13 protein-coding genes are annotated in these 13,202 nt (G+C 67.7%); 8 read left to right on the forward strand and 5 right to left on the reverse strand.

The features are described from left to right. Positions 1–4 precede the first annotated feature (4 nt). The 8 genes from EZH22_RS14210 to EZH22_RS14245 all read left to right on the forward strand — a co-directional run bounded on the left by EZH22_RS14210 (position 5) and on the right by EZH22_RS14245 (position 7,604). Positions 5–388, forward strand: coding sequence for a hotdog family protein (locus tag EZH22_RS14210; protein WP_203196216.1), 384 nt, complete (start codon positions 5–7; stop codon positions 386–388). Between the two features lie 2 nt (positions 389–390). Next, entirely contained in the window at positions 391–768 is a 378-nt protein-coding gene (locus tag EZH22_RS14215) for a MaoC family dehydratase (protein WP_203196217.1), read from the forward strand. Positions 769–888: 120 nt separating this feature from the next. Beyond that, entirely contained in the window at positions 889–2,067 is a 1,179-nt protein-coding gene (locus tag EZH22_RS14220) for an ABC transporter substrate-binding protein (RefSeq protein WP_203196218.1), read from the forward strand. Between the two features lie 100 nt (positions 2,068–2,167). Next, positions 2,168–2,932: an ABC transporter ATP-binding protein gene (locus tag EZH22_RS14225; RefSeq protein ID WP_203196219.1), complete on the forward strand. Its 765-nt coding sequence runs from the start codon at positions 2,168–2,170 to the stop codon at positions 2,930–2,932. Then, positions 2,925–3,632 carry an ABC transporter ATP-binding protein gene (locus EZH22_RS14230; RefSeq protein ID WP_203196220.1) on the forward strand — a complete coding sequence of 236 codons (708 nt, stop codon included), beginning with the start codon at positions 2,925–2,927 and terminating at the stop codon, positions 3,630–3,632. Before EZH22_RS14225 ends, EZH22_RS14230 begins: the two co-directional genes overlap by 8 nt. An 8-nt stretch (positions 3,633–3,640) precedes the next feature. Then, on the forward strand, positions 3,641–4,507 hold the full coding sequence (locus EZH22_RS14235; protein WP_203196221.1) for a branched-chain amino acid ABC transporter permease: 867 nt from the start codon (positions 3,641–3,643) through the stop codon (positions 4,505–4,507). After that, positions 4,507–5,499, forward strand: a complete 993-nt coding sequence (locus tag EZH22_RS14240) for a branched-chain amino acid ABC transporter permease (RefSeq protein ID WP_203196222.1) — start codon at positions 4,507–4,509, stop codon at positions 5,497–5,499. Before EZH22_RS14235 ends, EZH22_RS14240 begins: the two co-directional genes overlap by 1 nt. Next, the gene (locus EZH22_RS14245; RefSeq protein WP_203196223.1) at positions 5,496–7,604 is read left to right on the forward strand and encodes an acetate--CoA ligase family protein; all 2,109 of its coding nucleotides are present in this window, start codon (positions 5,496–5,498) and stop codon (positions 7,602–7,604) included. The genes EZH22_RS14240 and EZH22_RS14245 overlap by 4 nt, the downstream gene beginning before the upstream one ends. Before the next feature lie 333 nt (positions 7,605–7,937). Here the strand turns inward: EZH22_RS14245 and EZH22_RS14250 are convergent, their stop codons facing one another. Genes EZH22_RS14250 through EZH22_RS14270 form a run of 5 tightly spaced genes read right to left on the reverse strand, consistent with a single transcriptional unit; the run spans position 7,938 to position 13,159 of the window. Beyond that, complete coding sequence (locus EZH22_RS14250; protein WP_203196224.1) at positions 7,938–9,110, reverse strand: acyl-CoA dehydrogenase family protein; 1,173 nt, start codon at positions 9,108–9,110, stop codon at positions 7,938–7,940. 21 nt (positions 9,111–9,131) lie between these two features. Further along, positions 9,132–10,352: a dihydrolipoamide acetyltransferase family protein gene (locus EZH22_RS14255; protein ID WP_203196225.1), complete on the reverse strand. Its 1,221-nt coding sequence runs from the start codon at positions 10,350–10,352 to the stop codon at positions 9,132–9,134. 33 nt (positions 10,353–10,385) lie between these two features. Further along, the gene (locus tag EZH22_RS14260) at positions 10,386–11,168 is read right to left on the reverse strand and encodes an enoyl-CoA hydratase/isomerase family protein (RefSeq protein ID WP_203196226.1); all 783 of its coding nucleotides are present in this window, start codon (positions 11,166–11,168) and stop codon (positions 10,386–10,388) included. A gap of 15 nt (positions 11,169–11,183) precedes the next feature. Further along, on the reverse strand, positions 11,184–12,158 hold the full coding sequence (locus EZH22_RS14265; RefSeq protein ID WP_203196227.1) for an alpha-ketoacid dehydrogenase subunit beta: 975 nt from the start codon (positions 12,156–12,158) through the stop codon (positions 11,184–11,186). Beyond that, positions 12,158–13,159, reverse strand: coding sequence for a thiamine pyrophosphate-dependent dehydrogenase E1 component subunit alpha (locus tag EZH22_RS14270; RefSeq protein WP_203196228.1), 1,002 nt, complete (start codon positions 13,157–13,159; stop codon positions 12,158–12,160). The genes EZH22_RS14265 and EZH22_RS14270 overlap by 1 nt, the downstream gene beginning before the upstream one ends. Positions 13,160–13,202 lie beyond the last annotated feature (43 nt).

Raw genomic sequence — 13,202 nt, forward strand, 5'->3', positions numbered from 1 at the left:
GCCCATGTACCTCTATGAAACCTTCGAGCCGGGCCAGATGATCGGCGAGCGTGCGTTGACCCTCGACAGCGCAATCCTGGAGCGCTGGTTCGAAATGTTCCCCCAAGATCGCGGCGGCTCCTGCGTTCCAGCGGGCCTGACGGCGGTGGTCTTCATCCGTGCCTATAGCGACCTTCTGCAGCCGCGCCCGCCGGGCAACGTCCATGGCGCCCAGACCTTCGAGGTGCGGCGTCTTCCTCGGCCGGGCGAGACGGTGGTCACTTCCCTTTCCTGCGCGGGCAAGGAACTGCGCGGCGAGCGGCGCTGGGTTCGGTTCGCCAGCGAGACGCGCTCGCAGGCGGGGGACCACCTGTTCTCCGGCCTCATGAAGACGCTCTGGGCGAGGTGACCATGGATGCGCGCGCCGATCTCGTGACCATTTCCCTGTGCGTGGATCGTGCCACGATCCGGCGCTATGCGGAAATCACCGACGACTTCAATCCTATCCACGTGGACCCGGATTTCGCGGCGTCCACCCCGATGGGCGGAGTCATCGCCCACGGCATGCTGTCCATGAATCTCATTTGGCAGGCGCTGCGCGCCACCCATGGGGACGAGGCGGCTCGCGACGCACGGCTGGATGTGCGGTTCGTGCGCCCCGTCCGGGAAGGCGACACGGTGAGCGTGATGGGACGAACAAGTCCGAACGGGAACGGCAGCTATGACGTCACCGTGGTCAATCAGCGCGGAGAGCCGGTCATCACCGGAACGCTGTCGCTCGGAAATTGACCGGGCAGAAGCAGGAGGTCGGAGCAACCGGCCCCGTTTTCGACGCAAGGGAGGAATGACATGCTTAGTCGGTCGAAGTTCCTAAGACTCCTCGCGCTGTCCTTGCTCATCGCAATTTCGATGATCGAGACCGCCGCTCACGCGCAGACGAAGGACGTGAAGGTCGGCGTCCTCATTCCGCGCACCGGCCGCTACGCGGAGAGCGGCCTCAGCGTCATCCGCGGCATCGAGATGGTGGTGCGCGAGGCAAACGCCGCGGGTGGCATCAAGAGTCTCGGCGGCGCCAAGATCAAGCTCGTGGTGACCGACAACGGATCGGAGGCCGCAAAGACCTCGCTGGAGGCGCGCCGCCTGATGTCGGAGGAGAAGGTCTCCTTCATCCTTGGCCCCTATTCGACGCCGGAGGCTCAGGCCTTCATGCCGGTTGCCGACCGTGGTGAAGTGGGCGGCGTCGGCCTGCAGACCACCATCGTGCCCAACACACCTTATTTCTCGACCCTGTCCATCAGCGCGGAAGGGTTCGGCAAGGGCTATGCCGACCTCGTCTCCTGGTTGCGCAAGCAGGGGGCGAAAGTCGACACCGTGGTCATCACCTATGTCAACAACGACTATGGCCAGGTGGTCGCCAAGAGCGCGGTGGCCGCGCTCCAGGCGCTCGGGGTGAAGGTGCTGGAGCAGATCCCGGTCGAGCCCACGGTGAAGGACATGACGCCCATCGTCCTGAAGGTGAAGAACCTGGCGCCGGACGCCGTCATCTCCGCCGTGTACTTCCAGGACGGAATGCTGCTCCACCGGGCCCGGTTCAATCTCGGCTACGACGCCCCCATCTGGATCGGCGGTTCGGCCGGCTTCAGCGACGACAAGCTGTGGTCGACCCTCGGCGCAGAGGTGGCGGAGAAGACGCTCACAAAGTCGTTCGGCCTCGCCTTCTATTCAGAGGACGGGAACCTGCCGGGACTGAAGCAGGCTGTCGCGGCCGGGAAGGCGCTCTATCCCGACAAGGTCCTCGACCAGAGCTTCATGTTCGGGGTCCAGGCGGCGCGGCTTCTGGTGCGTGCCCTGGAGAACGCGGGCTCGGACGATCCGGTCAAGGTGAATGCCGCGTTCCGTGCGCTGAAGCTTGAGAAGGGGGCGCCCGACATCGTGCTGCCCTTCATCCCGGGCGACCTCCGCTTCGGCGGCGACGGCATGCTGGAGGGAACAAGCCCGATCTTCATCCAGTGGAAGGACGGCAACAAGCAGATCGTCTACCCGGAAGCCGTCGCGTCCGCGCGGGCCATCATCAAGACCCGCGACTGAAGGGAGCCGCGCGCCGGCATAGGACGCGCGGCCGGTCGTCCGATCCGGTCTCCCGGGGGACGATGCGCCGGATTCGCCGTGTACAGGAAATGCTGTTGCTATGACTTTAGCCCCTCAAACCGATCTCGCTCCGGCCGCGGCCGACGTGATTCTCTCCGCGCGCGACATCGCCGTGCAGTTCGGCGGCCTTCGGGCCGTCGATGGTGTATCGCTGGACGTGCGGCGCGGAGAGGTTGTCGGCGTCATTGGCCCCAACGGCGCCGGCAAGACCACCTTCTTCCAGGTGCTCTCCGGCTTTGTGCGCGCCAGCGCCGGCGAAGTGCGCTTTCTTGGAGACCCGATCACCAATCTGCCGCCGGAGGCCATCTGCCGGCGTGGGCTCACCCGAACCTTCCAAATTGTGGAGGTGTTCCCGAGCCTGACCGTGCGCGAGACCCTCACCGCCGCGGCCCTGGTGCACCAGCCCATGGCGGCGGCTCGCCGGGTGGCGGAGGAAACCGCCGCCTTGGTCCGGCTCAAGGACAAGCTCGACCTCACCTGCCGCCAGCTCACGCTGCCGGACCAGAAGGCGCTCGAGATCGGCAAGGCGGTCGCCACCCGCCCGCAGATGATCCTGCTCGACGAGGTGATGGCCGGACTGCGGCCGAGCGAGGCCGAGGAGGTGGTCGCCCTGATCCGACGGCTCAGGGACGGCGGCATCACCTTCCTGGTGGTCGAGCACCTCATGGAGGTCATCATGAGCATCTCCGACCGCGTGGTGGTGATCGGCGCCGGCCGCAAGATTGCGGAGGGGCCGCCGGACGAGGTGGTGCGCAATCCGAAGGTCGTGGAAATCTATCTGGGCGAGGAGTTCGAGCTTGCTTGACATCTCCGGCCTCGTCTCCGGCTACGGCCGGATCACCATCCTGCGCGGCGTCGACCTCTGCGTGCGCGAGGGGGAACTCGTGGCGCTGGTCGGCGTGAACGGCTCCGGCAAGACCACGCTCATGAAGACCATCGCCGGCCTGATCCGGCCCACGGGAGGCGCCATCCGCTTCGAGGCGGCGGAGCTCGACGGCCGGGGCTGCGAGCGGGCGGTGGAGGCTGGCGTGGTGCTGGTTCCGGAAGGCCGCATGGTGTTCCCACGGATGAGTGTGTGGGAAAACCTGATGCTCGGCGGCGTGCATCCGCGTGCGCGTGCGCGGCGGGCGGCGAGCCTTGAGCGGATCTTTGACCTGTTCCCCCGTCTTGCCGAGCGGCGGGACCAGCATGCCGGCAGCATGTCGGGTGGCGAGCAGCAGATGCTGGCCATCGGCCGCGGCCTCATGGCCCTGCCGCGGCTTCTGATCCTCGACGAGCCCTCGCTCGGCCTGTCCCCTCTCATGGTTCAGGAGACCTATGCCGCCCTCCGCCGGCTCAACGGGGAAGGGCTCACCATCCTGCTCGCCGAGCAGAATGTGAAGCTGTCGCTCGCGGTCTCGAGCCGCGGATACGTGATCGAGAACGGCCGCATCGTGCTCGAAGGCGCTTCCGGCGACCTCGTGCGCGACCCTGCCACCCGCAAAGCCTATCTCGGGCGCCTGTGAGGACCCTCATGTCTGGCGAAGTCTTGTTGCAAGCGGCAGTGCAGGGACTGCAGATGGGCGCGATCTATGCGCTCATCGCCCTCTCCATGACGCTGATCTTCAGCGTTGGCGGGCTCCTGAACTTCGCCCACGGCGATTTCCTGGCGCTCGCCATGTATGGCAGCTTTATCCTCTACGCCGCGCTGAAGGTGGATGCCTACGTGGCCGCACCTTTCATGTTCCTGCTGTTCCTGGGGCTCGGCATCCTCCTGTTCCGGCGCCTCGTGCAGCCCGTGCTCGCGGCGGGGGTGCTCGCCGGCGCGCAACTCACGCTCGGCCTCGTCTTCGTGGAGCAGAACCTGATCCTGGTGCTGTTCGGAGGCGACTATCACACCGTGCCGACAGTGCTCTCGAACCGCAATCTCGTGATCGCGCCCCTGGTCATGCCGTGGGTGCTGGTGGTGGGGTCGGCGGCCGCAGCGACGCTGGCCGCTGTGCTCTATGTGGTGCTCATGCGCTCCGATTTCGGCCGGCAGGTGCGGGCGGTGACGCAGAACCGCGACGCCGCCGCGCTCATGGGGATCCGCATCGACCGCATCCAGGCCCTGGCCTTCGGCCTCGGGATCGGACTGCTCGGCCTGACAGGCCCCATGATCGTCTCCCAGTTCACCCTCTCCCCCACCATGGGCCTCGACCTGACCCTCGTCGCCCTGATCGTCATGGTCATCGGCGGTATCGGCAACTTCCTCGGATCGATGATCGGCGGCCTCATCATCGGCGTGGCGGAGAGCCTCGGCAGCCTGCTCTATGGCGGCACCGTTGGAGCGATGATCCCGTATGGCCTGCTCATCGTCGTACTGCTGTTCCGTCCCCGCGGCCTCCTGGGAGAGCGCTGATGACTGCCCTATTCTCCGGTTACGGTGGCCCTTTGCCCTGGATCGCGTTCGTCGTCATCGCCCTGGCGCCGTTCGCCCTGGGCGGTGGCAGCATCAGCATCGCCCTCCTGACGATGCTGTTCATCTATCTGTGCATCGCCTGGAATATTGTCGGCGGCACCGCCGGCCAGTTCTGTATCGGCCATAGCCTGTTCCTGGCGGCGGGCGCCTACACGCCGACGTTGCTATCGATCCATTTCGGGTTGTCGCCCTGGATCGGCATGTTCGCCGGCGCCGCGGTGGCGGTAATCATCGGCGTGTTCATCGCCTGGCTGTCCTTCCGCTACGCGCTGCCGCCCCTATCGTTCGCGCTGGTCACCATCGCCTTTGCGATGCTCGGCTATCTCGCCCTCTCCTCCATCGACTTTTTCGGAGCGAGCCGCGGCCTCACGCTGCCGCGCGGCGGGCCGGCTTCCTACCAGTTCAGGAGCGACGGCACCTATTATGTCGTGATCGCGGTCCATGCGCTCGCCGCCCTTGTGCTCTCCGCGTGGCTCTACGGCAGCAAGATCGGCCTTTATCTGCGTGCCCTGCGCGACAACGAACGCGCTGCCCACGCCATCGGCGTCCCGGTGCTGAAGTACAAGATGATGGCCATGGCGATCAGCGCCGGGCTCACCGCACTGGGTGGTACCTTCTATGCTCAGTATCTGCAGTTCGTGGAACCCCACACCTTCGCGGGCATCACCATCGTCATCGAGATCATCCTGTTCACGGTGGTAGGCGGCACGGGAACGGTCTGGGGTCCTGTGCTCGGCCCGCTGGTGCTGGTGCCTGCCGGCGAGTGGCTGCGCCATACGTTCGGCGATGCCCTGCCCGGCGTGCATCTGCTCATCTACGGGCTGCTCCTGGTGACGGTCATCCGCATTGCGCCGGATGGCCTCGTCGGTGCGCTCTCGCGGCGCTGGCCCAAGGCCGAACTCCCACGGACGACGTCGACTGAGAGTGCATGATGAACATGACCATCACCATGAATACGACGCCGGCCGACCGGCTCGCGCGCCTGATGGCCGCGACGCGGGTGGCCGTGGTCGGAGCCTCCGACGACCCCGCCAAGCTGACGGGTCGGCCGATCGCCTACATGTTGAAGCGCGGCTTCAAGGGCCAAATCCTCCCGGTGAACCCATCCCGCAGCCAGGTGCAGGGACTGAAGTCCTATCCCTCGCTGGCTGCCATCGACGGGCCCGTGGACCTCGCCATCATCGGCACCGCCCCTGCACAGGTGGAGCCGGTCGTCGAAGAGGGAATCCGCTGCGGGATCGCGTCTTTCGTCGTGCTCAGCTCGGGCTTCGCCGAGCATGACGCCGAAGGCGCACGCCTCCAAACCCGGCTCGGCGCGCTGGCGCAGCAGCACGGCATTGCGCTGGTGGGGCCCAACTGCCTCGGGGTGATCAACGCCCACAGCGGGCTCATCGCCTCCTTCACCACGGCGATGGAAGGCAACGCCCTCGTCCCTGGCGGCTTCGGCTTCGTCACGCAGAGCGGCGCCCTCGGCGCCTACTGGCTCGACCTCGTGCTCCAGTCCGGTCTCGGAGTCAGCCGGTGGATCACCACCGGCAACGAGTGCGACATCGACATCGCCGCTGGCCTCTCCATGCTGGTGCATGATCCCGACACCCGCGTCATCGGCGCCTACGTGGAAGATGTGAAGCACGGCACCGCCTTCCGCGATGCTTTGCGCGACGCGGCCCGGGCCGGCAAGCCGGTGTTCCTGATCAAGGCCGGGCGCTCCGCTGCCGGAGCGGCCGCCGCGGCCTCCCACACCGGCGCCATCGCGGGGGAAGACCGCATCTATCAGGCCTGCTTTGATCAGTATGGTGCGGTGCGAGTGTCGTCCATCACGGAGTTGATCGACGCCGCCAAGCTGGTCCTCTTCGATGCGCTGCCCGCGGCGGGGCAGGCGGGGATACTGTCCGTGTCCGGTGGGGCCGGCGTCCTGCTCGCGGACGCCATCGAGAGCGCGGGTCTCAGCTTGCCGCGCCTCACCCCGGATACGGCGCAGGAGCTCGCGCGCTGTCTACCCAAATATTCCAAGCCGCAGAACCCCATCGACCTCACCGCCAACGTCCTCTCGGACCCCACGATGTTCCGCCGCACCCTGGCCGTGGTGAGTTCGGCGCCGGAACTCGACTGCGCGATCTTGTTCATCGGCCTCATGCACTCCATTGCAGACGATCTGGCGCGGGCGATCCTCAGCGCCCGCGAGGCGAGCGGCCGCCCCTTCGTCGTCGTGTGGATCGGCGCGCCGCCGAACGTCGTGACCCGCCTTGGTGCAGCGCGCATTCCGGTCTATGGCGATATCCCGCAGGCGGTGGCCGCGCTCGCCAACGTGATGCGGAGCGCGAAAGCACGGCCCATGGCCCGCGAGATTCCGAACGCGCCACCGCCAGCCGGCCCGCATCCGGAGGCCTGCCAGCTCACCGAATGGCGCAGCAAGGCCCGACTCGCCGGCCTCGGAGGCCTTGCCATTCCCGCAGGTGTCCTCGTCATCTCGCCCGAGGAGGTGGCCGCCGCCCTTGCAGACATCCCCGGCCCCTATGCGGCGAAGCTGCAGAGCCCGCAGATGCTGCACAAGAGCGACCATGGTGCCGTCGTACTGGGGCTCGCCGATGTCGCTTCGGCAACCGCCGCGACAGCCACGCTGCTGGAGCAAGGCGCGACAGCGGGTGTCTCATGCGAAGGTGTGCTCATTGAGCAGATGGTGCCGTTCGACTTCGAGCTGGTCGCGGGTCTGCGCCGGGATCCGGTATTCGGCGCGGTCCTCATGGTCGGCCGGGGCGGGGTGGAAGTCGAACTCGCGCCGGATGTCGTCATGGGGTTCCTTCCGCTTGGCGACGATGCCATCGAGGCCATGCTTCGCGGTCTGCGCTGCGCCAGGCTCTTCGACGGTTTCCGGGGGCGTGCGTCGGTGGACCTGCGGGCCGTCGCCCGGGCGCTGGCGGAGCTTTGCGAGCGCTTCCTCTCGGAGAGCAGGCTGGAGGAGATCGAGATCAATCCGCTTGTCCTGCGGGGGGCAAGCGCCGTCGCGCTCGACGCGCTCGTGAAGGAAGCGCCATAACGACCGCAGCCGTCAGCGTTACCGACTCCAAAGGCGTCCGGCGCATCCGCATCGACCAGCCGCCGTCGAAACTGCCGGCGCGGCTGGCGCAACTCTCCCTGATGATGCACGAAAACGACAGCCGCTCCGGCGTGAGAGACACGATCGTGCGCTACCTGGACAAGCTCGGGGAGCAGGCTGGTCGCCACAGCGGGGCAAACGCGGCCTGAGCCGGAATCCTAGCTGTTTAGTCCCGGCATTTGATGGATCGGATTGATGATGAATCTCCCGGGTTCGATGGGAAGCGACCGCGCCGACCGATGTTAGCAAAGACCCTCTCAACTCCGGCCCATGTCAGTACGATCGCGGCAGCCCCAGATCATGCTGGGCCACGAAATTCAGCACCATCTCCTCGGCCACCGGCGCGAAGCGGAACAGGCGGGCGTCGCGCCACAGGCGCTCCACATGGAACTCCTTGGAGTAGCCCATGCCCCCCAGCGTCTGGATGGCACGGTCCGTGGCGAGCCCGGCGGCGTGACCGGCCAGCCATTTGGCCATGTTGGCCTCGCTGCCATAGGGCTGACCCTGGTCGTAGAGCGTCGCCGCCTTGTGGTTCATGAGGCGCGCGCACTCGGCCTGGATGTGCGCTTCGGCGAGGGGGAACTGGACCCCTTGATAGGCGCCGATGGGCTGGCCGTTGAAGATCTTGCGGTCCTTGGCGTAGCTCACCGCGAGGCGGATGGCGAGCTCGGCGGTCGCGACGAGGCCGGAGGTGGTCACGATCCGCTCGGTGTTGAGCACATCGAGCAACTGCCGGAAGCCGCCATCTAGCGTTCCCACGAGCTCATGCCCGTCGACGCGCACATCTTCGAAGAACACCGCCGAAGAGGGGAGCGTGTTGGTTCCGACTTTTTCGATCGCCTGGTGGCTAATGCCGTCCCGATCCTGGTCGATGAGGAACAGGCTGATCCCGTCCACCTTGCTCCTCACATCCTCCGCCTTGGTGGTGCGGGCGACGGCAAGGATCTTCGTCGCCTGCGGGACCGCGGTGATCCAGATCTTCTGGCCGTTGAGGCGCCAACCGCTGCCCTCTGCGCGGGCGAACGCCTTCAGGGCAAGGGTGTTGGTGCCGGCGTCCGGCTCGGTCAGCGCCATGGCGAATGTGGCTTTGCCGGAGACCAGCTTCGGCAGCAGCTCGCGCTTCATGTCCGGCGTGCCGAACTTCGTCAGCGTGATCCCGCCGAAGATGGGATTGCACATGAACATCTGGCTCAAAGTCGAGCCGCCACCGGCCGCGCACAAGGCCTCGACCGCCATCGCCAGTTCGGTCATGCCGAGGCCGGCACCGCCATATTCCTCTGGGATGGCAATGCCGCACAGGCCCGCGTTGCAGATCTCCTCCCAGGCCGCCTTCGGAAACTCCTTGTTCGCGTCGAGGGTCCGCCAGTAATCGAGCCCGAATTTCTCGCCAACGCGACGGGCGGTATCAATGAGGAGGCGCTGTTCTTCGGTGCGTGCGAAATCCATGATGGTCGAGATCCTTAGCTTTCACGCGCGCAGAAGCGCCAGGGGCTGTTGCAGAAGCTTCGTGACGAGGTCGAGGAAACGCGCGGCCTTCACGCCGTCGAGCACGCGGTGATCGCAGGACAGGACGAGGCCCGCTTCCTGCCTCAAGGCCGGCGCGCCGGATGCGTCGGGCCGGAACACAGGCTTCACCGCCGCAACACCGAGAATGGACGACTGGCCCGGATTGATGATCGGCACGAGGTGCGAGGCTCCGAACATGCCGACATTGGAGACCGAGATCGCTCCACCGGCGAGATCCTCTGCCGCAAGCCTGCCCTCCCGCGTCTTCTCCACAGCGGCGCTCATGGTGCGTGCGGTCGCGTCGATGGAGAGCGCGGCGACATTGCGCACCATGGGTACGAGGAGGCCCCTCGGCGTGTCGACGGCGACGCCCACGTCGGTAGCATGGAGTTCCTCCACGCAGTCTTCCGTCCACACGACGTTCATCTCCGGCATGCGGGCAAGGGCACGGCCCACCGCGGCGACGACGAAATGGGTCAGGCTGATCCGCGGCGCATCCGGCGCGGTGTTCAGTTCCTCGCGCAAACTCAGCAGGCGCGTCACATCCGCCTCGGCCAGCACATAGAAGTGCGGTATCTCCTGCTTGGCCGCCGTGAGCCGGCGCGCCACCACTTTCTCGATGGCGCTCGCTGGCCGCCGCTTGCCGCCGGGCGGCATGGACGTCGGCGCGGCCGCGTTCACGGTCTGCGGCGCTGCGGGCGCGGCGACCTGTCCGCGGCGCCCGAGCGCCGCCGTGACGTCTGCGGCCTTGATCCGTCCGCGCGGGCCTGACCCCGAGAGCAAGGACAGCTCGATGCCGCCTTCCCGCGCTATCCTGCGCGCGAGAGGCGTCGCGATGATGCGCCCGCCGCCCTGGGGCGCCACCTCGCGATCGACGGGCCCGGCAGCCGGCGTGTCCGTGGACGGGGCAGGGCCGGCCTCCGGGAGCGGTTGATCCGCGCCTCCCTCGCCGGTCCAGGTGGCGACGACGGCACCCACCGGCACCACGTCGCCGGCGGACACGACGATGCGTTCGACCCGCCCCGGCCCCTGCGCCGCCACCTCCGTGGCGATCTTCTCCGTCTCGACGACGAACAGAACGTCCCCCGTCTGCACGTCGTCGCCAGGACCGACCCGCCACGACGCCAGCAGCCCCTCAGTCATGGTGAGGCCGAGCTTCGGCATCACGATCGCGCTCGTCATGGCTCGCCTCCAATGGCCGCACCCGTTCCTCCGTCAGACGCCGCGGAACGCTGCGGGCCTCTTATCGAGAAACGCCGAGCAGCCCTCGTGGGCGTCGGCGGTGTCGAGCACGAGGCCGATCATCGCCTGCTCGTGGCGGAGGGCGGAGCGCAGGGGCATCTCGTCTCCATCGACCAGCGCGCGCTTGAGCAGCTTCAGCACCAGCGGCGACTTCCCGGCGATGGCGTCGGCCATGGCGAACGCTTCGGCCATCAGCTCGGCCACCGGCACCACCTTGTTGATCAGCCCGATGCGCTCGGCATCCTGCGCGGTGATGCGGTCGCCCAGGAACATGAGCTCGCGGGCCTTGCAGGGCGCCACCTGGCGCAGCAGCCGCTGCGAACCGCCGGCTCCCGGGAAAAGGCCGAGGTTGACCTCCGGCAGGCCGAACCGTGCGCTGTCGGCGGCGATGCGGATGTCCGTGCACAGGAGCAGCTCGGTGCCTCCGCCCAGCGCCCAGCCGTTCACCGCCGAGATGGTGGGCTTGTCCAGCGTCTCGATCCGCCGGAATACCGTGTGCAGCCGCTCGCCGAGCTCCAGATAGTGGGCGAGGCCCTGGCGCGCGTTCAGGTCGGCGATGTCGCCGCCGGCCACGAAGGCCCGGTTGCCCGCGCCGGTGAGCACGAGCACGCGCACCTCGGCATCCGCCTCCGCCGCGCCGACGGCGCGGTCAAGGGCCGCGAGGGTGTCCATGTCGAGGGCGTTGAGGGTCTCGGGACGGTTGATGGTGATGAGCGCGACATTCTGGCGGCGCTCGAGCGTGACGCGGTCTTCCATGGCACTCTCCGAAGCTCAGGCGAGGACGCGGCGGGCGGCGTTCACCACCGCCGCGGCCGAGGGGATGTAGGCGCCTTCGAGCGCCTTGGAGAACGGAACGGGCATGAAGGGCGCGCCCACCCGCATGATCGGGGCGTCGAGCTCGTCGAAGCCGTCCAGCGCCATGCGGGCCGCGATCTCTGCACCGGGGCCGAACGCCTCGACCGCCTCGTGGACGACCACCAGGCGGTGGGTCCGGCTGACCGAGGCCAGCACGGCGTCGAAGTCCCAGGGCTGGAGACTCAGGAGGTCGATCACCTCGGCCTCGATCCCCTCCGCCGCGAGGTCCCGCGCGGCGGCCATGCAGGTATGGACGGCGGCGCCGTAGGTGACGAACGACAGGTCCCGCCCCGTGCGCAGCGTCCGGGCGCGGCCGATGGTCATGGGCTCCGGCGTGTCGGGGAGCTCGCCCTTCATGGCGTAGAGCGCCTTGTTCTCCACCACCACCACCGGGTTCGGATCCTCGATGGCGGCGCGCAGCAGGCCATAGGCGCTCGATGGATCGGACGGGCACACCACCTTGAGGCCCGGCACATGGGCGAACCAGGCTTCGAGGCACTGGGAGTGCTGCGGCCCGGCGCCGAGCCCGCCGCCGTGGGGCGTGCGCATCACCAGCGGCACCGAGGATTGCCCGCCGAACATGAAACGGGCCTTGGCCGCCTGGTTCACCATCGCGTCCATGACGAGCGTGGTAAAATCCATAAACATGATCTCGAACACCGGCCTCAGCCCGGACAGGGCCGCGCCTACCGCCGCGCCGGCGATGGCGGCTTCCGAGATGGGCGTGTCGAACACTCGGTCCTCGCCGAACCGGCCGCGCAGGCCGCGCGTTGCGCCGAACGATCCGCCGGCCTCGGACACGTCCTCGCCGAAGACCACCACCGCCGGATCGGCGGTGAGGGCGTCCGCGAGGGCGCGGTTGACCGCGTGCAGGTAACGCACTTCCGCCATCACACTGCCTCCGCCGGGCTGTAGACGTCCGCGTACGCCGCAGCGAAATCGGGATCATGGCCCTTGCGGGCAGCCTCCACCGCCGCCTCGATGCGGCTCTCCACCTCGTCCGCCACCGCCTTCAGGGCGGCATCCTCGACACCGAGGCCCGCGAGCAGGAGCGCCGCGACCCGGATGGGATCGAGCGGGCCCAGGGCGTCGAGGTCGTCCGGGTCGCGATATTTCTGCGCATCGCCCTCGAAATGCCCCCGCACGCGCGTGGTCATGCATTCGAGCACCGCGGGGCCGCCAGCGCGGACCGCGCCAACGATGTCGGCGGCCGCATCAGCCACCGCGACCACGTCGTTGCCGTCGATCCGGGTGTGGGGAATGCCATAGGCCCGGGCGAGGTCCGCGAGCGCAAAGGAAATCTGCTTGGAGCTGGGCAGGAACTCGCTCCAGCCGTTGTTCTCGCAAACGAACAGCAGAGGCAGACGCCACAGGGCGGCCATGTTCATGCACTCATGCAGCAATCCCTCGGCGAGCGCCCCGTCGCCGAAGAAGGCCACAGCCACCTGCTCGCGCCCGAGCCGCTTGTGGGCGAGCGCCGAGCCGAGCGCGATGGACAGGCCGGCGCCGACGATGCCGTTGGCGCCGAGCATGCCGACGCTCATGTCCGCCACATGCATCGAGCCGCCGCGGCCGCGGCACAGGCCCTCGTCACGCGCCAGCAACTCGGCGAAGAAGCCGTCGAGCGGCAGTCCCTTGGCGATGGCGTGGCCATGCCCGCGATGGGTGGAGGCGATGGTGTCCTGCGCCCCGAGCGCGCTCATCACCCCCACGGACACCGCCTCCTGGCCGACGCTAAGGTGGATGAAGCCAGGCACCTCGCCGTCGGCGAACATGGTGATCAGCCGCTCCTCGGCCCTGCGGATGAGAAGGAGCTGCCGGTAGAGGCCGAGCACGCGCGCGCCGGTGTTGGCGGCGCCGTCGCTGGGGGGAGAGGTGGGCGCCTCGGTCATGGGTACCTCGCGAAGAGCTGAATCTGTCTAACGAAAAATGAAT

Source organism: Xanthobacter dioxanivorans (assembly GCF_016807805.1).
Lineage (GTDB): Bacteria > Pseudomonadota > Alphaproteobacteria > Rhizobiales > Xanthobacteraceae > Xanthobacter > Xanthobacter dioxanivorans.

Bases quoted from the DNA above. Each gene is read 5' to 3' on its own strand.
- EZH22_RS14215 (WP_203196217.1), top strand. From the start codon at position 391: ATGGATGCGCGCGCCGATCTCGTGACCATTTCCCTGTGCGTGGATCGT.
- EZH22_RS14220 (WP_203196218.1), top strand. From the start codon at position 889: ATGATCGAGACCGCCGCTCACGCGCAGACGAAGGACGTGAAGGTCGGC.
- EZH22_RS14245 (WP_203196223.1), top strand. From the start codon at position 5,496: ATGATGAACATGACCATCACCATGAATACGACGCCGGCCGACCGGCTC.
- EZH22_RS14250 (WP_203196224.1), bottom strand. From the start codon at position 9,110: ATGGATTTCGCACGCACCGAAGAACAGCGCCTCCTCATTGATACCGCC.
- EZH22_RS14235 (WP_203196221.1), top strand. From the start codon at position 3,641: ATGTCTGGCGAAGTCTTGTTGCAAGCGGCAGTGCAGGGACTGCAGATG.
- EZH22_RS14270 (WP_203196228.1), bottom strand. From the start codon at position 13,159: ATGACCGAGGCGCCCACCTCTCCCCCCAGCGACGGCGCCGCCAACACC.
- EZH22_RS14210 (WP_203196216.1), top strand. From the start codon at position 5: ATGTACCTCTATGAAACCTTCGAGCCGGGCCAGATGATCGGCGAGCGT.
- EZH22_RS14255 (WP_203196225.1), bottom strand. From the start codon at position 10,352: ATGACGAGCGCGATCGTGATGCCGAAGCTCGGCCTCACCATGACTGAG.
- EZH22_RS14265 (WP_203196227.1), bottom strand. From the start codon at position 12,158: ATGGCGGAAGTGCGTTACCTGCACGCGGTCAACCGCGCCCTCGCGGAC.
- EZH22_RS14260 (WP_203196226.1), bottom strand. From the start codon at position 11,168: ATGGAAGACCGCGTCACGCTCGAGCGCCGCCAGAATGTCGCGCTCATC.
- EZH22_RS14240 (WP_203196222.1), top strand. From the start codon at position 4,507: ATGACTGCCCTATTCTCCGGTTACGGTGGCCCTTTGCCCTGGATCGCG.
- EZH22_RS14225 (WP_203196219.1), top strand. From the start codon at position 2,168: ATGACTTTAGCCCCTCAAACCGATCTCGCTCCGGCCGCGGCCGACGTG.